This is a genomic window from Klebsiella sp. Ech2A (assembly GCF_030078455.1).
Classification (GTDB): domain Bacteria; phylum Pseudomonadota; class Gammaproteobacteria; order Enterobacterales; family Enterobacteriaceae; genus Klebsiella; species Klebsiella terrigena.
On sequence record NZ_JAQGFU010000063.1, the window covers coordinates 1 to 22,887 of the forward strand.

Annotated in this window: 18 protein-coding genes and 1 pseudogene; 12 read left to right on the forward strand and 7 right to left on the reverse strand. The window is 59.7% G+C overall.

Annotation, left to right across the window (positions count from 1 at the left end):
- The 7 genes from PFH44_RS13465 to PFH44_RS13495 all read right to left on the reverse strand — a co-directional run.
- Positions 1 to 1,009 (reverse strand): sucrose-6-phosphate hydrolase (locus PFH44_RS13465; RefSeq protein ID WP_283825247.1); only part of this gene is annotated, 1,009 nt, incomplete at its 3' end.
- A complete protein-coding gene (locus PFH44_RS13470; protein WP_045854347.1) occupies positions 1,009 to 2,379 on the reverse strand; it encodes a sucrose-specific PTS transporter subunit IIBC in 1,371 nt (456 codons plus the stop codon). The genes PFH44_RS13465 and PFH44_RS13470, both read right to left, overlap by 1 nt.
- 94 nt (positions 2,380 to 2,473) lie before the next feature.
- On the reverse strand, positions 2,474 to 3,991 hold the full coding sequence (locus PFH44_RS13475) for a carbohydrate porin (protein WP_045854348.1): 1,518 nt from the start codon (positions 3,989 to 3,991) through the stop codon (positions 2,474 to 2,476).
- Between the two features lie 168 nt (positions 3,992 to 4,159).
- Positions 4,160 to 5,083, reverse strand: coding sequence for an aminoimidazole riboside kinase (locus PFH44_RS13480; protein WP_123706892.1), 924 nt, complete (start codon positions 5,081 to 5,083; stop codon positions 4,160 to 4,162).
- A 407-nt stretch (positions 5,084 to 5,490) separates the two neighbouring features.
- The gene (locus PFH44_RS13485) at positions 5,491 to 6,294 is read right to left on the reverse strand and encodes an ABC transporter ATP-binding protein (protein ID WP_283825248.1); all 804 of its coding nucleotides are present in this window, start codon (positions 6,292 to 6,294) and stop codon (positions 5,491 to 5,493) included.
- On the reverse strand, positions 6,291 to 7,319 hold the full coding sequence (locus tag PFH44_RS13490; protein ID WP_200894900.1) for a FecCD family ABC transporter permease: 1,029 nt from the start codon (positions 7,317 to 7,319) through the stop codon (positions 6,291 to 6,293). Before PFH44_RS13490 ends, PFH44_RS13485 begins: the two co-directional genes overlap by 4 nt.
- Before the next feature lie 57 nt (positions 7,320 to 7,376).
- Positions 7,377 to 8,495: an ABC transporter substrate-binding protein gene (locus PFH44_RS13495; protein ID WP_283825249.1), complete on the reverse strand. Its 1,119-nt coding sequence runs from the start codon at positions 8,493 to 8,495 to the stop codon at positions 7,377 to 7,379.
- A 270-nt stretch (positions 8,496 to 8,765) separates the two neighbouring features.
- On the opposite strand from PFH44_RS13495, the gene PFH44_RS13500 reads away from it, so the two are divergent.
- The 12 genes and pseudogenes from PFH44_RS13500 to PFH44_RS13555 all read left to right on the forward strand — a co-directional run.
- Complete coding sequence (locus tag PFH44_RS13500; RefSeq protein WP_045854354.1) at positions 8,766 to 9,161, forward strand: hypothetical protein; 396 nt, start codon at positions 8,766 to 8,768, stop codon at positions 9,159 to 9,161.
- Positions 9,162 to 9,349: 188 nt separating this feature from the next.
- The gene (locus PFH44_RS13505) at positions 9,350 to 9,853 is read left to right on the forward strand and encodes an RcnB family protein (RefSeq protein ID WP_283825250.1); all 504 of its coding nucleotides are present in this window, start codon (positions 9,350 to 9,352) and stop codon (positions 9,851 to 9,853) included.
- 653 nt (positions 9,854 to 10,506) lie between these two features.
- The gene (locus PFH44_RS13510) at positions 10,507 to 11,685 is read left to right on the forward strand and encodes a M20 aminoacylase family protein (RefSeq protein ID WP_045854356.1); all 1,179 of its coding nucleotides are present in this window, start codon (positions 10,507 to 10,509) and stop codon (positions 11,683 to 11,685) included.
- 19 nt (positions 11,686 to 11,704) lie between these two features.
- Entirely contained in the window at positions 11,705 to 12,481 is a 777-nt protein-coding gene (locus PFH44_RS13515; RefSeq protein WP_041144462.1) for an ABC transporter substrate-binding protein, read from the forward strand.
- 181 nt (positions 12,482 to 12,662) lie between these two features.
- A complete protein-coding gene (locus PFH44_RS13520) occupies positions 12,663 to 13,616 on the forward strand; it encodes an aldo/keto reductase (RefSeq protein ID WP_045854357.1) in 954 nt (317 codons plus the stop codon).
- Between the two features lie 82 nt (positions 13,617 to 13,698).
- Positions 13,699 to 13,809 (forward strand): annotated as a pseudogene (locus PFH44_RS13525) (aldehyde dehydrogenase family protein); the annotation flags it as partial.
- Between the two features lie 335 nt (positions 13,810 to 14,144).
- The gene (locus PFH44_RS13530; RefSeq protein WP_283825251.1) at positions 14,145 to 15,449 is read left to right on the forward strand and encodes an NAD(P)/FAD-dependent oxidoreductase; all 1,305 of its coding nucleotides are present in this window, start codon (positions 14,145 to 14,147) and stop codon (positions 15,447 to 15,449) included.
- A gap of 334 nt (positions 15,450 to 15,783) precedes the next feature.
- Positions 15,784 to 16,869 (forward strand): YncE family protein, encoded by a 1,086-nt coding sequence (locus tag PFH44_RS13535; RefSeq protein WP_045854359.1) that lies wholly within the window; start codon positions 15,784 to 15,786, stop codon positions 16,867 to 16,869.
- Between the two features lie 62 nt (positions 16,870 to 16,931).
- On the forward strand, positions 16,932 to 19,130 hold the full coding sequence (locus tag PFH44_RS13540) for a TonB-dependent receptor (protein WP_283825252.1): 2,199 nt from the start codon (positions 16,932 to 16,934) through the stop codon (positions 19,128 to 19,130).
- 128 nt (positions 19,131 to 19,258) lie between these two features.
- Positions 19,259 to 20,635, forward strand: a complete 1,377-nt coding sequence (gene pheP / locus PFH44_RS13545; protein ID WP_283825253.1) for a phenylalanine transporter — start codon at positions 19,259 to 19,261, stop codon at positions 20,633 to 20,635.
- A gap of 186 nt (positions 20,636 to 20,821) precedes the next feature.
- The gene (locus tag PFH44_RS13550; protein ID WP_161795667.1) at positions 20,822 to 22,027 is read left to right on the forward strand and encodes an MFS transporter; all 1,206 of its coding nucleotides are present in this window, start codon (positions 20,822 to 20,824) and stop codon (positions 22,025 to 22,027) included.
- A 17-nt stretch (positions 22,028 to 22,044) separates the two neighbouring features.
- On the forward strand, positions 22,045 to 22,887 hold an 843-nt coding region (locus PFH44_RS13555; protein WP_283825254.1), incomplete at its 3' end, for a sugar phosphate isomerase/epimerase family protein.

The following is a 22,887-nucleotide window of genomic DNA, read 5'->3' on the forward strand; positions in this document are numbered from 1 at the left end:
GCGGATGCTGGTAGAGTTTGCCGTCGAGCAGCTCCAGCTCCCGCAGGCAGGTCATCTGGTGGATCCAGCCGTGGGCGAGGGTCGGCTGGCGCATCTCTTCGCCGTCCGGAACCCCCATCCAGCCGACCAGCAGCCGCCGGCCGTCGGCGGTCAGCATGGTCTGCGGGGCGTAAAATTCGAAGCCGGCATCGAGCTCATAAAGCGCGCCGTGGTCAAAGCGGGCGCTGGCGTAGTCGAAGCGTCCCGCCGTCCACACGGCGGGATAGGTATTGAGGTAGCGATCGGCCTCGCGGGCGATGCCCTGGGGGCAGCAGATCAGGATATGCCGGTCGGCAAGTGGGAAGAGATCCGGACACTCCCACATATAGCCGGCGTCGCGCAGGCCGTTGAGGTCGCTGCCGGCAATTTCGCCTTCCGCCTCCCACTGGTGCAGATCCGCGGAGCTGAACAGCAGCACCTTACCGCGCTTTTGCAGATCCTGGGCGCCGAGGACCATGAACCAGCGGCCCTCATGCTGCCAGACCTTCGGGTCGCGGACGTGGCCGGTGTAGCCCTTCGGCAGCGCCAGCACCGGGCCGGTTTTGCTAAAGGTGCCATCGCTATTTTCCGTCGCCAGGCACTGCCACGCGGTTCTGCCGCCGTCTTCAAACTTCACGTTGCCGGTATAGCACAGGGTCAATTTGCCGTCGTTATCGACGGCGCTCCCCGAGTAGCAGCCGCTGCGGTCGTACTCTTCGTCCGGCATCAGCGCGATCGGCTCATGCTGCCAGTGCAGCAGGTCGGCGGAGCTCCAGTGCCCCCAGCACTTGAACTTATGATCGCAGGCTATCGGGTTCCACTGGTAAAACAGGTGATAGCGCCCGGCAAATTCGATAAAGCCGTTAGGATCGTTCATCAGGCCGGTGGTGGGGGCCAGGTGCCACTGCGGATAGTGGCTATCGCGCAGCGCGCGCGGCTGGCCCTGCATCACGGCGCGTAAAATTGCCGGCAAACGTGAAGGAAGTGACATTATTCAGCGTCCGTTTTGTATTTCAGCAGCAGGGAAACGGTAAAGGCTACGCCGAAGGCGATAACCATCCCGATAATATAGTTCAGCAGCGAACTGGCCTGCACGATAGCCATACCCGGGATCGCCGTCAGCCCGACCGCGGTCATGTAGACGTGCATCGATACTACCCACGCGCCGCCCGCCGCGCCGCCGATCAGGGCCGCGATAAACGGCTTGACGAAGCGCAGGTTAATACCGAATATCGCCGCTTCGGTGATCCCGAGCATCGCGGAAAAGGCCGATGGCAGGGTAATAGCTTTGATTTTGGCATCTTTGGTTTTAAACCAGACCGCCAGACAGGCGCCGCCCTGGGCGACGTTGGCCATGGCCCAAATCGGCAGCAGGAAGTTGACGCCGATCGACGGGTTGCCCAGCAGTCCGGCCTCAATGGCGTGGAAGCTGTGGTGAATACCGGTGATCACGATAACCGAGTAGAGGCCGCCGAACAGCAGCCCGGCCAGCCAGCCGGCGTGGGCGATCAGGGTGCTAAGAATAAACGAGATGCCGTCGCCCAGCGCGCGGCCGGCGGGGCCGATAATCAGCAGGGCGATAAAGCCGGAAATGATCACCGTCAGGAACGGCGTCAGGATCAGATCGAGGGCGTCAGGAATGACCCGGCGCAGCTGCTTCTCGACGATGCTCATAAACCACACCGCCAGCAGCACCGGGAATACCGTGCCCTGGTAGCCGATCATGGCGATTTCCAGACCGAAAAAGTTCATCGAATGGAAGCCGGCGGCCACGCCCCAGGCGTTGGTGAGCGCCGGGTGGGTTAAGATGCCGCCGAGGGTCGCACCGAGATAGGGGTTGCCGCCAAATTCGCGCGCGGCGGTGAAGCCAATCAGGATCGGCAGAATGATAAAGGCCGCCGAGCTGCACATATCGAGAATGATATAGATAGCGTTACTCGGATCGACCCAGCCGTAGGTTTTGACCATCCCCAGCAGGCCCATCAGCAGGCCGGAGGCGACGATAGCCGGAATAATAGGGACGAAGATATTCGACAGCAGGCGCGCAATGCGCTGGAACGGGTTGAGCTTTCTCGCCGCAATATTGGCGGCTTCCGACTTGCTGGACTCGCCGATCCCGGCGACCTGGATAAACGCGGCGTAGACTTTGTTGACGATGCCGGTGCCAAAGATAATCTGCATCTGACCGGCGTTATTAAAGCAGCCCTTAACCCCTTCGATTTCGCCGATGGCCTTCTTGTCGGCCAGCGAATCATCGACCAGCACCAGGCGCAGACGCGTGGCGCAGTGCGCGGCGCTGGCGATATTTTCCTTACCTCCCAACAGCGGAAGCAGCGAGCGGGAAATGTGTTCGAAATCCATAGTACCCTCTGAATGCATTATTATTTGTTGGTTTTATTTCCGCGGCAGCAGAGGACTGATGCCGCGGTTTTAAGCTGGTTTCAGACCCTTGCCGTCAGAACCAGGTTTCCATTTGCATACCGAACGACCATTCGCCGCCCGATTTAAAACCGCTGCTGCCTAAAGCGTCATCGCTGGCGTAGTTATCCAGCTTTTTGCTCCAGTCCATCCACGAGGTGTAGAGACGGATCTCCGGACGGCTGAAGAAATCACCGATGCTGCCGACCTTAAAGGTCGGTGCGAAGGTGAGTTTATAGAAGCTGCCGTTCACCGCATGACGGTCGTTATAGCCCTCGGGTTTGAGATCCATATATTGGTAGCTGCCTTCGTAAGCGAGCGCGAAGTTCTGGTTGATCTCCTGAATCAGACGCATGTTGAGGGTCGCCCACTGGTAGCTGTCGCCATCGACATAGCGGTCTTTACTGCTCTGCGCCAGTACCGCCGGGGCGATAAACCAGTTCTTGCTGAGCGGCGTGGTGCCGTAGCTGGCGAAGCGCCAGGTATTGGCTCCCGGACGCAGCGCGCCGTCGGAACCGATGCCTTTCACTTCTGCGCCCAGGCCGTGGCCGTAGAGCAGGGCCGTTTTGCTGCTCCCTTCCCGCAGGCCGTAAAAACTGTCGTTGTGCAAACCGAGTAGCGTATGTACCCCGGTATTTGCCGCATCGCCTTTGACCAGATTGCCGTTGGTATCTTTACGATCGTCATTATCTTTCGCCCGCATCCCGCTGACCATCACCTGCACCGGGCCGATGAAGTGGTTCATGCTGAGGATGTAGTTCTGCACGCTATTGCTCGAATCATCAATATCGCCGAAGTTGCGTCCGTAGAGAGAGAAGTTACTCCGCAGGCTGTCGTTCCACTTCACGTCATAAATACCGCCGCCGGTACCCGCGAGGAAGACCACGTCGGAATCGACCCAGTGAATATCGAAGTTATCACGGTCGAAGCGTTTACCGGCCCACAGGGTGGAACCTTTAAACGCACCTTCGAAGGTCGGCAGGTTGCCCAGCTCGACGAAGGCCTGACGAACGTTCAAATCGCTGGTGCTTGCCGTCCAGTCGTTGTAGGTGGTTTGTCCGTCGGCCACCATCACTTTGAAGCGGGTCGTCGCGCCGTTATCCAGGGTCTGCTTATGTTCAAGATTCATTTCAACATAGGTGTCGGCCTGGTTCCCCAGGCGGCCGATAGCGCCACCGGTTTCCCCCGCAGGCGTCATATAGGCGCCGGATTTCGTACTGGAGGCTGAGTCGTTCATGATTACGCCGGAGCGGGCGTAGCCGTGGAACTCAAAGCCGCTCTTTTCATCGGCTTTCTTCTCCAGCTGGGCGGTGCGCTGGGCCACCTGCTGGGTGTTGTCCTGGGTTTTCTGCTGCTGCGTGGTGAGCTGCTCAACTTTCTTCTCGGCCGAGTCGGCGCGGTTTTCCGCGGTCTGCGCCCGGTTTTCCGCATCCTGCAGGCGTTTTTCCAGGGCTATCAGGCGGGCTTCGATGGTGCTTAAATCCGTTTGCGCATGGACCGAACCGGCTCCGGTTAGCAAAGCGATAAGGACGGCAAGTGTGCTTTTTTTATACATGCTGTTCGCATCCCAAAAGTGAAATTGAATGATGTGTTGTTTTTGCTAAACCGGTTTAATTCATATGTTAAACGCGACAAGTAACATAGCGAAATGAATTTTGCTAAACCGATTTAATAATTGTGACGGAGGCAACAAAGCGGGCCGTTGAGGACGGCCCGCGGGGGATCAAAACTGGCGATTGAGATCGTGCTGCCAGGGGAGGGCGGTCATGGCGCCTTTGGCGGTGGTTGCCAGCGCGCCGCAGGTTTGCGCCAGCTGCAGCGCGGGCTCCAGCGACGCCAGGTCGGCCGGTATGCCGTTGGCGGCGAGGCCGGAGAGCAGCCCGGCGACGAAGGCGTCGCCCGCGCCGGTGGTATCGACGCTGACCACCGGCTTTGCCGCAAAGTGGATCGTCTGCTGCTGGAAGGCCGCCAGCACGCCGGCTTTTCCCTGGGTGACCAGCAGCAGCTCCGGCCGGTAGCGCTGGGTTAAGATGGCGATACCCTGCGCCAGATCGCTGCTGCCGCTGATAAAGACCAGCTCCTCCTCAGAGAGCTTCACCACGTTGGCAAGCGACAGCGCCCTGTCGAGACAGGCCTGCAGCAGCGCCGGGTCCTGCCACAGGTCCTCGCGAATATTGGGGTCGAAGCTTACCCAGCCGCCGACGCTTTTGATCTGCTCCATCGCCGCGAAGGTGGTACTCCGGCTAGGCTCAGCGCTGAGGGCAATAGAGCAGACGTGGAGCCACTGGCGGGGCGCGAAGGCCGGGAGATCCTCCGGCTGCAAAAAGAGGTCGGCGCTGGGACGCACCATAAAGGTAAAGGTGCGCTCACCGTGGCTGTCGAGGTCGACCACCACGGTTGAGGTTCTCTGCTGCGGATCGAGGCGCATATGGCTCACATCAACCCGCTCCTGACTTAGCGTCTGGTGCATAAAGCGGCCGAAGGGATCGTCGCCGACGCGACCGATAAATCCGCTCTCTCCGCCGAGGCGGGCAACGCCTACCGCGACGTTGGCCGGCGCGCCGCCGGGACACTGCAGCAGCCGCCCTCCGCTCTCCGGCAGCAGGTCCACTACCGCATCTCCGACCACCCAAACTTTTGCGTTCATGCTTATTCCACCTCGTTGCTAAACTATATTAAACCGGTTTAGCTTTATTAAAGCATAGCCCCGTGCAGATCGAAACGCCGTGATGCCTAAAGTGGGAGACAGGGCAAAAAAACGCGGCCCGAGGATTGACGCCGCAAACCGGCCGCCGATCGCGACGGGGCCCGGCGGGAATATGCCCGTTTTGCGATCGGTGATGAAAAGAGCGCCTTTTCCGCGCGAATGGCCGATACCCGTCATCGGAGGTGGAAAGCGGGCGAAGCCGCGGTAGCGGCGGCAAAAGAGAACGCTGTTCAGGCGCGCAATGCCCTGCACTCGGCAGTTCGCGGGGAAAATACCCGGATTGCCTCGTTATCTATCTCGAACGCTTATTCCCGCACCAGGCCGGCGCTGCGCAAGGCCATCGGCGCCTACGCCGGCACCGCGCTGCCGACCAGTCCGTCAATAATCACCTGCATGATCCCCTGCGAGCAGGGCTCAATGCGTCCCCGCACGCCGTACACCTCGGCTAAGATCTCCGGCGTAATCACCTGCGACGGCGCCCCCTCGGCCAGCAGACGTCCCTCTTTTAGCATCAGCACGCGATCGGCATGGCGCAGGGCGATATTAATGTCATGCACCACCACCAGGGTGACGATATTGCGCTTTCGGGTCTCCCTGCGCACCAGATCCATCACGTGGAACTGGTAGTTCAAATCCAGCGCGCTGAGCGGCTCATCGAGCAGCAGCAGCGCCGGCTGGCGGATAAGCGACTGCGCCAGGCCGACGAGCTGCTTTTGCCCGCCGGAAAGCCGGTCGAGGTAGCTGAGCGCCAGATGTTCAATGCCAAGCTGGCGCAGCAGGGACATCACCTGCTGCTGGCTTTGCGCGTCGTGCACGCCGCCGGCCGCGCGCTGGGCGACGATAATCGACTCCAGCACGTGCAGATGGACCCCCGCCGGCAGCGTTTGCGGCAGATAGACCACCTTTTCCGCCCGCCGGGCAAACGGCAGCGCCAGCAGGTTTTCCCCGTCAAGCGACAGCTCTCCCGTCGAGGGGCCCAGGCCGGCCATCGCCCGCATCAGGGTCGATTTTCCGCTGCCGTTGGGGCCCAGCAGGGCGGTGATTTCACCGCGCGGCAGCCGCGGTACCGTCAGGTCGCGGATCACCTGGCGCTTAGGATAGCCGGCGCTAAAGCGCGACAGCGCCAGCCCCGTAGAGATGTGCGGATTCATACGTTCCCCCGGTGGCGCAGAATGATGCTCAGAAAGAACGGAACGCCAACCAGCGAGGTGACGATCCCGACCGGAATAATGGCGCCGGGGATTAGATTCTTCGACGCCACGGAGGCCAGCGACAGCACCAGCGCGCCGATCAGGGCGCTGGCAGGGAGGTAAAAGCGGTGATCTTCGCCGAAAATCAGGCGTGCTATATGCGGAGCGACCAGGCCGATAAAGCCAATCGGGCCGACGAAGGCCACCGAAATCGCCGACAGGATGCTGATCCGCAGCAGGGTGGTTAAGCGCAGGCGACGCACGTTAATCCCGAAGCTCATGGCCCGATCTTCTCCGAGGCGCAGCGCCGTCAGCTTCCATGAGCTCAGCATTGATAGCGGCATCACTACCGCCAGCACCGCCAGCAGGATACCTACCTTCTGCCACGAGGCGCGGTCAATGCTGCCCATGGTCCAGAACACCAGCCCCTGCAGCGTGTCTTCGTTGGCGACAAACTGCAGCATGGAGACCAGCGCGTTGAAGGTAAAGACCAGCGCGATGCCGAACAGGATCACCCCGGAGGAGGCCACCTGGGTCCAGCGGGTAATGCCGTCCAGCAGCAGGGCGGCCAGCAGAGCGAAGATAAAGGCGTTGGCCGAGATAAACCACTGGCTGGGGATCCCCGGAATACCGATCCCCAGCACGATGGCCAGCGCCGCGCCGAAGGCCGCCGCCGAGGAGACGCCGAGGGTAAAGGGGCTGGCCAGCGGATTGTTGAGGATGGTCTGCATCTCCGCCCCGGCGAGGCCGAGCGCGAGGCCAACAATAATCGCCATCAGGGCGTACGGCAGGCGGATGTCCCAGACGATAACCCGCGTTCCGGCGCTGGCGCTGGCCGGATCGATCAGGGTTTGCCACAGCGTCTGCAGCGGCATCCCGGACGGACCCATCATAAAATCGAGCAGCAGAGAGGTGACGATCAGCACCGCCAGCAGCAGCATAAAAGCGATGCGGCGGCGGACGATCCGGCGGTAGCTGGCCGTCACCTCCTCCCCGGCCCCGAGGGCGCCGAGGGCGGATTCAGTCGTCGAGCTCATGGGCGCTTACTCACCTTGTTTCCAGGAAAAGACGAAGGGCAGGTCTGGCAGGGTGGTGAAATGGCGCACGATATAGCGGTAGCTGTCATCCGGGCTGAGGCTGCTAAAGGTCTGCGGATAGATATCTTTCGCCAGATACTCCATACCGACGATATTCCACGGATGGTTGTAAAAGTGGTGATAAATCCCGTAGGCCCGCCCGGCCTTCACCGGCGGGATGGCGCTGACGCCGGTCCGCGAGAGCAGAACCTGAGCCTGGGCGTTCACCTCCTGCTGGTTAACCCGGTAGCCCAGCGGCAGAACCTGGCTGTTGCCGCGTTTCGAGCCGGTCATGATGTAGGCGTCGGGCTTCATGCTAATCACCTTCTCCAGCGCCACAAAGCCGGAGGCGCCTGGCAGCACCTGCGCGCCGATGTTATTGGCCCCGACCGCTTCAACCAGCCCGCCCCAGCCGCTATGTCCGTGGGTAAAGCAGCAGGCGTCGCTGTTGCCCGCCAGCGCCTCGACGAAGACGTTCGCCTTCGGCGCGATGGCGGCGGTTTTCTGGCGAATGGCCTGCAGCTGCTGGCGATAGTAGTCGGTATAGGCTTTGGCGTTGCTTTCGCGGTTAAGCACCTGGCCCAGCAGGTCGACGCTCGGGGCGGTATCCTTCGCCGGATTCACCTCGTAATCGACAAACAGCACCGGAATATTAAGCGCGCCGAGCTTGCTGATAATGCCGCTCTCTTCCAGCGCCGGCTTCGCGCGCAGCTGGGCAATCATCAGGTCCGGCTGGCGGGAAATCACGCTTTCAAGGTCAATATTGCCCTTATCGCTAAAGCCCATATCCAGAATGCTCGCCGACTGCGGCCACTTCTGCTGCAGCATCTTCCAGGTTTCAACATCCTGTTTTTTCGCCAGATTATTCCAGGCAACCAGCCGCTTAAAGGGGTTGTCGCGGTCGAGAAGCGCCAGCGCCATAATATCCCGGCCGTCCTGCAGGATGATGCGCTGCGGCTCGTGCTGGAGAGTAATGCTGCGGCCGTCGAGGTCGGTCACGGTGAGCGGGTACTGGGTGGCATAGCCGGACAGCGGGGCGGAGATGAGCGCAGTAAGAATAAGCGAACTTACTGATTTTATTGCCATAATATGAGTTCCGTTTGCTAATTATAAATATAATGATTTTGATAATTATTCTTGTGTGAAAATAAACGGCAGATATATGAAACGTCGATTTCATAGAATGTAACAACTTTGCTGGAGCTTATAAGAACGGTCGCCACCCGCAGTTAACTGCCTAAAAAACAGGCAGTCAGCGTTAAGAGCAGTTTTAAGAACTATCCCTAAAGCCAAACGGCAGAATCTTGTGCCATGCTGAATGCGACTCATAACACTAAGCACGTTAGAGAGGAAATTATGAAAAAGGCAATGATTGCGTTATCTGCGATTCTGGTAGCAGCCCCCGTTTTTGCTGCAACCACCACCACACACGCTACTGATGAAACCGTCGCGGCGGCCCATGAAGGGGCTAACACGGCGAAGGAAAAGCTGCATAAGGCCCAGAATGAAGGCGATGAGCTGAAGCTTAAGTCCAAACATGCGGCGGAAGGCAAAAGCGATAGCCTGGGCAGCAAGGTCAGCGAAGGCACGCAGAAAACCTGGAACAAGACCAAAGAAGGTACCGAGAAGGGTTGGGACAAGACCAAAGAAGGGACTGAAAAAGGCTGGAATAAAACCAAAGCCGCCACCGAGAAAGGCTGGGATAAAACCAAGCAGGGTGCGGAAGATTTAAAAAAGAAAGTCACTGAGTAATCACTGACCGTTCTGCATAAAAGGGCCGCGCAAGCGGCCTTTTTTATTGGGTTCTTGCAGACGCCATATCCGCCAGATTATTAAGATTACCGCCCGCGACAATATGCCAGGAATACTCCTGGTTATCCCGATGCTCACCGTTTCTCCACATTCCGTCGGTAAAAAGGAAATAAATCAGGAGGTGGACAATGAAAAAGATTATTACTCTGGCAGTTATTTTATCCTGCACGCTCACGTCGCTGGCCTACGCCGACGGCCCGAATGGCGGCAACGGTCCCGGCCAGCAGCAGGTCTGGCAAAATGAGTCCGGGCATGGAAAAGGCGACGGCAATCGCCAGCAGGGGCCCGGCAACGGGCCGCAGGGAAACCAGGCGAACGCCCATCAGGATAATGGCAATAATCGCGGACCGAATCGCGGCGAGGAGGGGCGCGACGGCGCTTCGCAGCAGCATCGTCAGGATCGCCACGAGCAGGAGCATTTCGCCTGGAACGGCCATGACTTCCGCAAAGGCCAGCCCGCGCCTGAGCGCTATCGCGGCAGCGCGTACCGGATTAATAACTGGAACGATCGCGGCCTGCCGGCGCCTCCTCAGGGGCAGCACTGGTCCTATATCGACGGCAACTACGTTCTGATCGCGGCGGCGACCGGGATCATCACCTCCATTCTGGTGAATGGTCTTCTCAACAACTAGCCGCTAGCCCGCGGCATCCCGGAGCGGTACTGCGTACCGCTCCGGGAGCGCTCATCGCCGAGCCAGGACCGAAGCGGTTTCCCAATTTCCAATCCCAATTTCCAATTCGCATGGCTTCAGGCATGCGGCCTGTTTTCTCTTTAGCTCATCATCCGGCCACCAGCCGTAGCCGTTCATCACCGCCTCTGGTCATAAAATTGTCGCGCGGCGCTTTATCATAGAAGGCCTGGATGGTTCGCCGCTGCTTTCTGTGAAAGCTAAACAGCCTGCCCGCCGGCGCGCATTTTTAATCCGCCAGGCGCCGGCGTATTTCCCCGGCACCGTTGATAAGGCGCTGAATAATCATTAGTAAATAAGATGATGGCTCCCTCAGGAATTAGAAATGCTGCTTGCAATAACCGCTTATCCAGATAAGTTATTCACTCTGAGTATATTCTTCATCCTTCAGGCTGCGGCGCCGTCGGAACCTGAATTATTGAAGATATCCTGACCCAATGAATTTTGCTCTGCAGCGCGGCGAACGCCCTGGCGTTTACCCGGATTAGCGGCCGTACACCGCGCCCGACGGGGCGAAAACGGCAAGCGGCCGGACTATTGCCAACGCGGATGCAGGCACAATGACGGCGGGTATATCTTATTTCCCGGAGACCGGCATGACCGATTTTGTAATTCCAGAAATTAAAGCAGCTGAAGATGAAATGATTGCGATCCGTCATTATTTACATGCCAATCCGGAATTAAGCCTCGAAGAGTTTAATACCAGCGAGCTGGTGGCCGGAAAGCTGGCGGAGTGGGGCTATCAGGTAACCCGCGAGCTGGGAAAAACCGGGCTGGTCGGTTCATTGCGCAAGGGCGATTCGCCGCGCACCATCGGGCTGCGCGCCGATATGGACGCGCTGCCGATTGTTGAAACCACCGACCTGCCCTGGGCCAGCACCGTGGCGGGAAAAATGCACGCCTGCGGCCATGACGGCCACACCACCATCCTGCTGGCGGCGGCGAAGTATATCGCTTCTCCGGCCTGCGAATTTAACGGCACCGTACACCTTATTTTCCAGCCCGCGGAAGAGGCCATCGGCGGGGCGGATTTAATGATTAAAGACGGGCTGTTCGATCGCTTCCCCTGCGAGCGCATCTTTGCGCTGCACAACATGCCGGGACTGCCGGTCGGCAAGCTCGGCTTTTATGCCGGCAACTTTATGGCCTCGGCGGATACGGTCAAAATCACCGTTCACGGCTACGGCGGCCACGGCGCTCACCCTGACCGCGCGGTTGACCCCATCCTGGCCGGCGCGGCGCTGGTGATGGCCCTGCAGAGCATCGTCGCGCGCAACGTGCCGCCGGGAGAAACCGCCGTTGTCACCGTCGGCACCTTCCAGTCGGGCATCGCCTCCAACGTCATTCCTGAAAGCGCGGTGATGGAGCTGACCGTACGGGCGATGAAGCCCGAGGTCCGCGATCTGCTGATTAAACGCATCCACGAAATTACCGAGTTCACCACCAAAAGCTACGGTGCAACCAGCGAGATCGAGGTTTACGACTCCTATCCGGTGCTGACCAACAGCGAGGAGGAGACGGCGTTTGCCAGGGCGCTGGCGCTGGAGGTCTTCGGCAGCGAGAAGGTGCTGCCGTCGATCGCGCCGATGAACGCCAGCGAAGATTTTGCCTTTATGCTGCAGGCGCGTCCGGGCTGCTACTTCCTGCTGGGCAACGGCGAGAAGGGCGGCAAGGGCAGCTGCATGGTGCATAACCCAGGCTACGACTTTAATGATGACATTATTAGCACCGGCGCGACGCTTTTCGCCCGGTTAGTTGAAACGCACTGCCGCTGATCTCTGGAGCTCGTAAATAATGAAAAAATCACTTCTGCTGTGGGTTGCGCTGATGGCCTCAACGTCGGCGCTGGCCGCGGAAAATAAGGAAATTCGCTTTGGCGTCGATCCGACTTTTGCGCCGTTTGAATGGAAGGATCCGCAGGGCAAGCTGGCGGGTTTCGATATTGATTTAGGCAACGCCATCTGCCAGCAGCTGCAGGCCAAATGCGTGTGGGTGGAAAGCAACTTCGACGGCATCATTCCGGCGCTGAAGGCGCGTAAGTTTGACGCCATTCTCTCCGGTATGTATATGACCGAGAAGCGTAAAGAGCAGATTGGCTTTAGCGACAAGCTCTACAACGGCCCGGTGTTCCTCGTGGCGCGCAAAAATACGCTGAGCGGCAATACGCCGGAGCAGCTGAAGGGCAAAACCATCGGCGTGGAGCAGGGCTCGGCGCAGGAAACCTACGTGAATCAGCACTGGCGTCCGGCGGGAATTAATATCGTGGCCTACCAGGGCGCCGACAGCGTGGTGCGGGATCTGGAGTCCGGGCGTATCGACGGCGCGGTGCTCTCAGGAATGATGGCGGACTACAGCTTCCTGCAGCAGCCGCAGGGCAAAGATTTCGCCTTCGTTGGCGGTCATCTGCAGGATGATAAGCTGTTTGGCGCCGGGGCGGCCATTGGCCTGCGCAAGGACGACGACGCCTTGCGTCAGGAGATTAACGGCGCGATTGCCAAAATTCTTGCCGACGGAACCTATAAAAAACTGGCCGGGAAATATTTTAGCTTTGACGTCTATTCCGGGACATAATGCGGTTATGCAGGCGGCGGGCACGGAAAGCCCGCCTCAGGCTTCCTTTCTCTACTATCATTTCTGACCCTGGCCCGATAACGCAGGACGCAGAATATAAACGAGACCCTCACTCATTCGAGTTGAACCAGGCCGGGCGCGGGCAACCTGAAGGACGACGGGTCAATAAGGAGTGAACGGCATGATGACACGTCCATTGGGCAAAACCGGATTTTCCATTGCGCCGCTGGTCTTTGGCGGTAACGTTTTCGGCTGGACCTGCGATGAAAAAACCAGTTTTGCCATTCTTGATGCTTTCGTTGACCACGGCTTTGACGCTATCGATACGGCGGACGTTTACTCCCGCTGGGCGGACGGCAATCAGGGCGGAGAGTCGGAAACGATAATCGGCCGCTGGCTGCAGGCGCGGCCGGGGATGCGCGATAGAGTCAAAATCTTCAGCAAGGTCGGCGCAGATATGGGGCCCGACGGGCAAAAAGGGCTGAGCAAAGCCTGGATCCAGCAGGCGGTAGAACGCTCCCTGCGCCGCCTGAATAGCGACTATATCGATCTCTATTTTGCCCACTGGCCGGATCCGCAAACTCCGCTGGCGGAAACCCTGGAAGCGTTCCAGGCCCTGCAGCAGGCGGGAAAAATCCGTGCGACCGGCGCGTCGAACCTCGACGCGCAGCAGCTGTCGGCGGCGCTGGAGGTGGCGCGCAAGGGCGGCCTGCCGGCCTGGCAGGTGCTGCAGCCGGAATATAATCTCTATCACCGCTCCGCCTTCGAAGGCGCACTCTGCGATCTCTGCATCAGCCGCGAGATTGGCGTGGTGACCTACTACAGCCTGGCCTCCGGCTTTTTAACCGGCAAATACCGCCAGCAGGCCGACCTGGCGCAGAGCCAGCGCGGCGGCGGCATCGCCAAATACCTCAATCCGCGCGGGATGCGTATTCTCGATACCCTCGAAGAGGTTGCCGGGCAGCACAACGCTAAGCCGGCGGAGGTGGCCCTCGCCTGGCTGATGAGCCGGGAAGGGGTGACCGCGCCGATCGCCAGCGCTACCGGCGTCGCCCAGGTTGAGAGCTTTGCCCGCGCCGCCGGGCTGACGCTCAACGCCGCGCAGCTGGCGCGGCTCGAGATCGCCAGCGCCTGATAGCCGCCTGCCGGAGCCGTCGGGCTCCGGCTTTTCCCGGCTAGCGGTGCGTGGTTACGTTCAGCACCTGCGCGCTGGCGCCGACCCGGCGGTCCCCTTTGGCGGCATGAAAGGCTCGGGCATCGGGCGCGAGTTTGGCAGCGCGTTTATTGATGATTACACTGAACTTAAATCCGTGATGGTGCGCTATTAATAGCCGACGGGCCTGACGAAATATACTCTTTAGGGTTTAACTCCTGTCGGAAATAAAATAATACTTTGGGTTAATATTTAAATCATCCTCCCTCCGGCCGCTAGCTAACAACTTAGTGGCCTTTTTATTTACCTCATATATGTGTGCCAGAGAATTCAGCGAAAACTTGTACAATAATAAGCGGATTAAAAATGGCCGCTTGTCCATTTCGGCGTTATGACTACCGGTTGCGGAATTATTCCTTTTGCTTATCGCTATTCGGCGAACTGTTGTTAATTAAACATTAATTAATAATTTTTAATTAACATTTGTTTTTTTATTTTTAGGAGGTCGCAGTGACTGCGCCATTAAAAAAAATTGTCATTGTCGGCGGCGGTGCCGGCGGTCTGGAGCTGGCCACGCAGCTGGGGCATAGGCTCGGTCGACGTAATAAGGCTCAGATTATCCTTGTCGATCGCAGCCACAGCCACCTGTGGAAGCCGCTGCTGCATGAGGTGGCGACCGGATCGCTGGATGCCGGCGTGGACGCCCTGAGCTTTATGGCGCATGCCAGTAAGCACTATTTTGAGTTCCAGCACGGTGCCGTTATCGATATTAATCGCGACGAGAAAACCCTCGTCCTGGCGGAGCTGCGCGATGAAAACGGCGAGCTGCTGGTTGCCGAACGCACCCTCGGCTGGGATACCTTAGCGATGGCGCTGGGCAGCACCTCCAACGACTTTAATACCCCCGGGGTAAAAGAGAACTGTATTTTTCTCGACAGCGCCGAGCAGGCAAAACGCTTCCATCAGCAGATGCTTAACCTGTTCCTCAGGCATTCGGCTAACCCGCAGAACCTCGGCAAGGTGAATATTGCGATTGTCGGCGGCGGGGCGACCGGCGTCGAGCTATCGGCCGAGCTGCACAATGCGGTGAAAGAGCTGCAGCGCTACGGCTATAAGCGTCTGACCAACGAGGCGCTGAACGTCAGCCTGGTTGAAGCCGGCGAGCGCATTCTGCCGGCGCTGCCGGAGCGCATCTCCCTGGCCGCGCGCGATGAGCTGACGAAGCTGGGCGTCAACGTGATGACCCAAACCCTGATTACCCGCGCCGACGAGCAGGGGCTGCATACCAAAGACGGCAGCGTGATTAGCGCGGATCTGATGGTGTGGGCGGCCGGCATCAAGGCGCCGGACTTTATGCGCGAAATTGCGGGCCTTGAGACCAACCGGATTAACCAGCTGGTCGTTGAGCCGACGCTGCAGACCACCCGCGATAGCCATATTTTTGCCTTCGGCGACTGCGCCGCTTGCCCGCGTCCGGAGGGGGGATTCATTCCTCCGCGCGGCCAGGCGGCTCACCAGATGGCCCTCTTCACGGCGAATAACATTATTGCGCAGCTGAAGGGCCGACCGCTGAAATCGTTCGTCTATCGCGACCGCGGCTCGCTGGTCTCGCTCTCAGGCTATACCACCCTCGGGTGCATTATGGGCCATCTGCCGGTGGGGCCGATGATGGTGGAGGGTAGGCTCGCGCGCCTGGTCTACGATTCGCTGTACCGCATGCATCAGGTGACGCTGCACGGCTACGTGAAAACCGGCCTGCTGATGCTCTCCGGCGGGATCAACCGCATCATTCGTCCGCACCTCAAGCTGCACTAAAGATGAGATAGCCTTCCCGGACGGCGGCGTCCGGGAAGGCGCAACGTCTCGCTCGCTGGCTGGCGACAAATCCCTCCGCGTATCATGTTCTAAAATCAGCAGATTATGGTTTTTACCCGCAGCGGAGGCGATTACGCTTGCCTGAATGTCGATAATGAGTATAGTTCTCATTCTTCTTTTTGTTTGCAGGCTAAGTAGGGAATGACCTGCGTTAGTGAGTCGCTCACAGGGAAACAGCGAAGGCGTGGGGTGGGGCTCGGTACGGCAAGGCTGAAGCAAACAATATCGGCCAGGAGCTACCATCAGGTCATTGATTATGTAAAGGATTCCTCCTGTGAAATACGCTATTCCGGCCCTCGCGCTGGCGATCTCTGCGGTCCTAAGCGGCTGCGCCGCTACCCATACTCCTCCCGTTGCTCAACCGGCTGTCGAAAGCGCCGCCGCTGCTACCGCGGCGCAGCCGCTGAAGCGCGAGCTGGCCGAAGGCCTCTATGAAATGGCGCTGAGCCCGAAAGGCGATGCGCTGTACGTTGCCAGCGCCGAAGGTTTTAAAGACGTGCAGGGCGGGGCGGTCTATAAGCTCGACCCGAAAACCCTGAAGACCATCGGCCTGAGCTACACCGACCTGAAAAACTTTGCCGTCCAGATATCGCCGGATGGCGCAACGCTGTTCGTCACCAACTCCCTTGACGGCGGCATCAGCGCCATTGACACCGCCACCGGCAAAGTCAAAAAGCGCCTGCTGTTTAGCGAGCGCAACGATAAAGGCCTGCCGTACGGCGCGCGCCAGATCCTGCTGCTGAACGACACTCTCTACGTGGGTGCGGTTGCCGACCCGGCGCAAATCTGGGTGGTTGACGCCAACACGCTGAAGCTGAAAACGCGGATTAAAAACACCGGCAAATGGATGACCGGCCTGCACTATTCCGCGCAAACCGGGCGCCTGTACGCGGCCAACGGCGGCGGAGAGATCCTCGTTATCAACCCGCGCAATAACCGCGTTGAGCAGCGCTGGAAGCCGCTGGGCGACAAGCCGGCGCTGCTGCTGAATATCGCCGAAGATAGCGAAACCGGCCGCCTGTTCGTCACCGATAACTCGAAAGCGAAAACCACCCTGGTGCTGGATATTCACAGCGGCAAGGTGATCAAGCAGCTCGACGTGGGCGACTCGCTGTCGGTGCTGTTCAACCCGAAACGCAACGAGATTTATATCTCCCAGCGCGAGTCCGGCAAGGTCATCAGCCTCGACGGCACCAGCTACGCGCAGAAGCGCGAGTGGGATATTCCGGCTAACCCCAACAGCCTGCTGCTCTCAGCCGACGGTCAAACGCTGTTTGTTACCGTCAAGCAGCCGTTTAATAAAGACCATTCGACCAAAGGTCCGGACAGCGTTGTCCGCATTGACCTGGCGAATCAATAACTAAAATTGGCCCGGCAGCGGGCCTTTTGTTTCACTTCTTATTCTCCTCCACGGGACACATTATGCACGTCACTCATACTTCATCCTTTCCGCTACGTAAAACGCTGCTGGCGCTAACGATTGGCGCCGTCGCCCAGGGCGCTGCGGCGGCGGACGACGCGGCCGGCAGCAAAAAAAACGAAGAGGTTATGGTCGTCCAGGCGAGCGAAGGCGGCGACTTTAAAGCCGGCGGCGATCTGGTGGTGCCGGCCTTCCTCGACGGGCAGATTGCCCACGGCGGCCGCCTCGGCATGCTCGGTGAACAAAAGGCGATGGACGTCCCCTTTAACGTCATCGGCTACACCGCTAAGCTAATTCAGGACCAGCAGGCGCGCACCATTGCCGACGTGGTCAGCAACGATGCCGGGATCCAGACGGTGCAGGGCTACGGCAACTTTGCCGAAACCTACCGCATTCGCGGCTTTAAGCTCGACGGCGACGACATGACCATGGGCGGCCTCGCCGGGGTGGTGCCGCGTCAGGTGATGGATACCCAGATGCTGGAGCGCGTGGAGGTCTTTAAGGGCGCCAACGGCCTGCTCAACGGCGCGGCCAGCAGCGGCGTCGGCGGGATGATCAACCTTGAGCCGAAGCGGGCTGAGGATATCCCAACCGCCAGAGTGGGCGTCGACTATACCTCCGATTCTCAGGTCGGCGGCAGCCTCGACCTCGGCCGTCGTTTTGGCGATGACAACCAGTTCGGCGCGCGCGTCAACCTGGTGCATCGCGAAGGCGAGGCGGCGGTGGAAAACGACCGCCGCCGCACGACGCTGGCCTCCCTGGGGCTGGACTACCGCAGCGATCGCTTCCGTTCATCGCTCGACTTTGGCTACCAGAAAAAAACCTTCCACGGCGGCGAGATGGGGGTGAATGTCAGCGGCGTCGACTTCGTGCCCGCGGTGCCGGATAACCGCAAAAACTACGGCCAGAAGTGGGGCTATAGCGATATCGAGAACGAATTCGGGATGGCGAAGGCGGAATACGATCTCAGCGACAGCTGGACGCTGTACGGCGCCCTCGGCGGCCAGCACGCGCACGAGACCGGCACCTACAGCACGGCTAAACTGCTGAATAAAAACGGCGACGCCACCGCCGGGCGCCTGGACACCAACCGGATTATCGACGCCTTCAGCGGCATGGGCGGCGTGCGCGGCAATTTCAACACCGGCGCGGTTTCCCATCAGATCAACGTCGGCTACTCGGCGCAGATCAAGCGCGATAAAACCGCGTGGCGGATGTCGACGAAAAACCCGGCCATCAATATTTATGACGGCCATGACGTGCCGATGCCGGATAACACCCTGTTTGGCGGCAACTACTTCGACCCCCTGACCACCTCGCGCAGCCGTACTCAGGGCTGGCTGCTGAGCGATACGCTGGGCTTCTTTAACGACAAGGTGCTGCTGACCGCCGCCGCCCGTCATCAGAAGGTGGTGGTGCGTAACTACAGCAATAAAACCGGCGTGGAGGACCCCGCTTCGCTTTATACCCAAAGCCGCTGGACGCCGACCGTGGGCCTCGTCTACAAGCCGTGGGAAACGCTGTCGCTGTACGCCAACCACACCGAAGCGCTGCAGCCGGGCAGCGTGGCGCCGAATACCGCCGCCAACGCCGGGCAGAGCACCGGGATCGCGCACTCGAAGCAGGATGAAGTGGGCGTGAAGGTTGACTACGGTACCGTCGGCGGGTCGCTGGCGCTGTTTCAAATCAAAAAGCCGAACGCGATTTCCGATGCGAACGGCTACTACGGGCTGGACGGCGAGCAGCGCAACCGTGGCGCCGAGCTGAACGTCTTCGGTGAGCCGATGCTGGGGCTGCGTCTCAACGGCAGCACGCAGTGGCTCGATCCCGAGCAGACCAAAACGGCTAAGGGCGTCAACGACGGGAAAGACGCGGTTGGCGTGGCGCGCTTCTATGCGGTGCTGGGGGCCGAGTATGATATCAAGCCGGTCGAGGGCCTGACGGCCACCGCGCGCGTGAACCACACCGGTTCGCAGTACGCCGATGCGGCGAATACGAAGAAGCTCGACAGCTATACCACCCTCGATCTGGGCGTGCGCTACCGCATGCGCCTCAACGCCGATCGTAACGAAATGGTCTGGCGCGCGGGGGTGACCAACGTCACCAACGAGAAGTACTGGTCCGGCGTCGATGATTCCGGCACCTACCTGTCGGTGGGCGATCCGCGCACCTTCCGCGTATCGATGAGCTACGATTTCTAAGGCCAAAGCGCGGGGGCGGGCCGGGACGGCTCGCCCCTCGTCGCCGGCAACAAACGCATCTGCGGCTTGAAGTCGGACGAGCATAAGTGTAAAAGGTGCCCCTTCACTAAAAATGACAGGGGATCGACGTGAAAGACGCGTCAACGCAGTCGGATACCGCAGAATACGGCGGCCCGACGCTTCATCGCGGTTTACAGAACCGACATATCCAGCTCATCGCCCTCGGCGGCGCTATCGGCACCGGCCTGTTTCTCGGCATTGGTCCGGCGATTCAAATGGCGGGACCGGCGGTCCTGATTGGCTACGCCATCGCCGGGATCATCGCCTTTCTGATCATGCGCCAGCTTGGCGAAATGGTCGTCGAAGAGCCCGTATCCGGCTCGTTTGCCCACTTTGCCTATAAATACTGGGGCCCGTTTGCCGGCTTTCTTTCCGGCTGGAACTACTGGGTGATGTTCGTGCTGGTGGGCATGGCGGAGCTGACTGCTGCCGGCATCTACATGCAGTACTGGCTGCCGGACGTGCCGACCTGGGTATGGGCCGCGGTGTTCTTTATTATCATCAACGCCGTTAACCTCGTGAACGTGCGCCTGTACGGCGAGGCGGAGTTCTGGTTCGCGCTGATTAAGGTGCTGGCGATTGTCGGGATGATCGGCTTCGGCCTGTGGATGCTGTTCGGCGGCCACGGCGGCAGCAGGGCGGGGTTCGATAACCTGTGGCGCCACGGCGGCTTTCTGGCCACCGGCTGGCACGGCCTGGTGATGTCGCTGGCGGTGATTATGTTCTCCTTTGGCGGCCTGGAGCTTATCGGCATCACCGCCGCGGAAGCGCAGAATCCTGAAAAGAGCATCCCGAAAGCGGTGAACCAGGTGGTCTACCGTATCCTGCTGTTCTATATCGGTTCGCTGGTGGTGCTGCTGGCGCTCTACCCGTGGGTGGACGTTAAATCTGACAGCAGCCCGTTCGTAATGATTTTTCATAATCTTGACAGCAACGTGGTGGCTTCCGCGCTTAACTTCGTCATCCTGGTGGCCTCGCTGTCGGTTTACAACAGCGGCGTCTATTCCAACAGCAGGATGCTGTTCGGCCTGTCGGTGCAGGGCAACGCGCCGAAGTTTCTCGCCCGGGTCAGCAAGCGCGGCGTGCCGGTCAACTCGCTGATCCTCTCCGGGGTGATCACCTCCCTGGTGGTGCTGCTCAACTACCTGCTGCCGCAAAAGGCGCTGGGTCTGCTGATGGCGCTGGTGGTGGCGACGCTGCTGCTGAACTGGATAATGATCTGCATGGCGCATCTGAAATTCCGCGCCGCGCAGCGTCGTAAGGGACGCGAGTCGAAGTTCAAAGCGCTGCTGGCGCCAGGCGGAAACTATCTCTGCATCGCCTTCCTGGGGCTGATTCTGGTGCTGATGTGCACGATCGACGGAATGCGCCTGTCGGCCGTTCTGCTGCCGGTGTGGATCCTGTTCCTGTTTGTGGTCTTCAAGCTGCTGCGCCGTCCGGTGTAACGCCCGCGGCTCCGTCGTCCGACGGAGCCGTAATCCTTTATTGTGATCTTCTTCGCGCTTAGCGCATTTGCTTAAGGATCTTCTTTTTGTAATCGATTACTTTGTTCATCGAGATACTTTGTAATCGATTACTTTTTGAGGGCGGTCAAAATGGTATCAACAGCGGAAGGTCGTGAAAGTGTTCGCGTGCAGCACCGGTTTCTGGTGCCGCGCCTGTCGTTAATGATGTTTATGCAGTTCTTTATCTGGGGGAGCTGGTCGGTCACCCTCGGCCTGGTGATGACGCGCTACGATATGGCGCTGCTGATCGGCGACGCGTTCTCCGCCGGGCCGATTGCCTCCATTTTATCGCCGTTTGTGCTGGGGATGCTGGTCGATCGCTTCTTCCCGTCGCAGAAGGTGATGGCGGTGATGCACCTGGCGGGGGCGGTGATTCTGTGGTTTGTCCCGCAGGCGCTGGTCGCGCAAAACGGCGCGCTGCTGATCGGCCTGCTGTTTGGCTATACGCTGTGCTATATGCCGACCCTGGCGCTGACCAATAATATCGCTTTCCACAGCCTGGCGAACGTCGATAAAACCTTTCCGGTGGTGCGCGTCTTCGGCACCATCGGCTGGATTATCGCCGGGATCTGCATCGGGGTGACCGGTATTTCCAACACCACCGCCATCTTCAGCCTTGCGGCGCTGTGCTCGGTGGCGCTGGCGCTCTACAGCCTGACGCTGCCCCATACGCCGGCGCCGGCGAAGGGGATGCCGGTAAAGCTGCGCGATTTGTTCTGTGCCGACGCCTTTGCGCTACTGAAAACGCGCCACTTCTTTATCTTCTGCCTGTGCGCCACGCTGATCTCCATTCCGCTGGGGACCTACTACGCCTACACCGCCTCATACCTGGCGGATGCCGGCGTGGCTGACGTCAGCACCGCGATGTCGTTCGGCCAGATGTCGGAAATCGTCTTTATGCTGGTGATCCCGCTGCTGTTCCGCCGCCTCGGGGTGAAATATATGCTGCTGGTGGGGATGCTGGCGTGGTTCGTCCGCTACGCCTTCTTTGCCCTCGGCGTCAGCGAAGAGGGGCGCTTCCTGCTTTATCTCGGCATCCTGCTGCACGGCGTGTGCTACGACTTTTTCTTCGTCGTCGGTTTTATCTATACCGACCGGGTGGCGGGGGAGAAGGTAAAAGGCCAGGCGCAGAGCATGATTGTGATGTTCACCTACGGCATCGGCATGCTGCTCGGTTCGCAAATCTCCGGCGCGCTGTATAACCAGCTGGTTGCCGGACAGGCCGTACCGGGGGCGTGGGTCACCTTCTGGTGGATCCCGGCGGTTGCGGCGGCGGTTATCGCACTGATTTTCCTTTTCTCTTTCCAGTATAACGAGAAAGAGCCGCGCTAATTTTTTCGGAGGTGGTGATGAGAACTATCAAGGGGCCGGGCATCTTTCTGGCGCAGTTTATCGGCACGCAGCCGTCGTTTAACACCCTAGACGGGCTGGCGGAGTGGGCCGCAGGGCTGGGCTATCGGGCGCTGCAGATCCCGTGCAACCATCCGGCTATCTTTGACCTCGAGCAGGCGGCGGCGAGCCAGACCTACTGCGACGAGGTTAAGGGACGGCTGGCGGCGCACGGGCTGGTGATTAGCGAGCTCTCTACGCATCTGGAGGGGCAGCTGGTGGCGGTACATCCGGCCTACGACGCGGCGTTTGACGGCTTTGCGCCCCCCGCGCTGCGCGGAAATCCGCAGGCGCGGCAGCGCTGGGCCTGCGAAAAGCTGCAGCAGGCGGCGATCGCCTCCGGGCGCTTAGGCCTGACGGCGCACGCCACCTTCTCCGGGGCGCTGGCGTGGCCCTATTTTTACCCCTGGCCGCCGCACAACCCGCAGCTGCTCGACGAGGCGTTTAGCGAGCTGGCCCGCCGCTGGCGGCCGATCCTCGACGGCTTTGACCAGCAGGGGGTGGATCTGTGCTACGAAATTCATCCCGGGGAAGATCTGCACGATGGCGTGACCTTCGAGCGTTTTCTGCAGCTGGTGGATAACCATCCGCGCTGCAATATGCTCTACGACCCCAGCCATCTGCATCTGCAGCAAATGGACTACCTGGCCTATATCGACATCTATCATCAGCGGATAAAAGCCTTCCACGTCAAGGACGCGGAGTTCCGCCGCGACGGCCGCTGCGGCGTTTACGGCGGCTACCAGAACTGGCTCCAGCGGGCGGGGCGCTTCCGCCCGCCGGGGGGCGGGGAGATCGATTTT

Coding starts and splice junctions, on each gene's coding strand:
- PFH44_RS13510 (WP_045854356.1), top strand. CDS start 10,507: ATGACCGATTTTGTAATTCCAGAAATTAAAGCAGCTGAAGATGAAATG.
- PFH44_RS13520 (WP_045854357.1), top strand. CDS start 12,663: ATGATGACACGTCCATTGGGCAAAACCGGATTTTCCATTGCGCCGCTG.
- PFH44_RS13475 (WP_045854348.1), bottom strand. CDS start 3,991: ATGTATAAAAAAAGCACACTTGCCGTCCTTATCGCTTTGCTAACCGGA.
- PFH44_RS13485 (WP_283825248.1), bottom strand. CDS start 6,294: ATGAATCCGCACATCTCTACGGGGCTGGCGCTGTCGCGCTTTAGCGCC.
- PFH44_RS13540 (WP_283825252.1), top strand. CDS start 16,932: ATGCACGTCACTCATACTTCATCCTTTCCGCTACGTAAAACGCTGCTG.
- PFH44_RS13515 (WP_041144462.1), top strand. CDS start 11,705: ATGAAAAAATCACTTCTGCTGTGGGTTGCGCTGATGGCCTCAACGTCG.
- PFH44_RS13480 (WP_123706892.1), bottom strand. CDS start 5,083: ATGAACGCAAAAGTTTGGGTGGTCGGAGATGCGGTAGTGGACCTGCTG.
- PFH44_RS13495 (WP_283825249.1), bottom strand. CDS start 8,495: ATGGCAATAAAATCAGTAAGTTCGCTTATTCTTACTGCGCTCATCTCC.
- PFH44_RS13470 (WP_045854347.1), bottom strand. CDS start 2,379: ATGGATTTCGAACACATTTCCCGCTCGCTGCTTCCGCTGTTGGGAGGT.
- PFH44_RS13500 (WP_045854354.1), top strand. CDS start 8,766: ATGAAAAAGGCAATGATTGCGTTATCTGCGATTCTGGTAGCAGCCCCC.
- PFH44_RS13505 (WP_283825250.1), top strand. CDS start 9,350: ATGAAAAAGATTATTACTCTGGCAGTTATTTTATCCTGCACGCTCACG.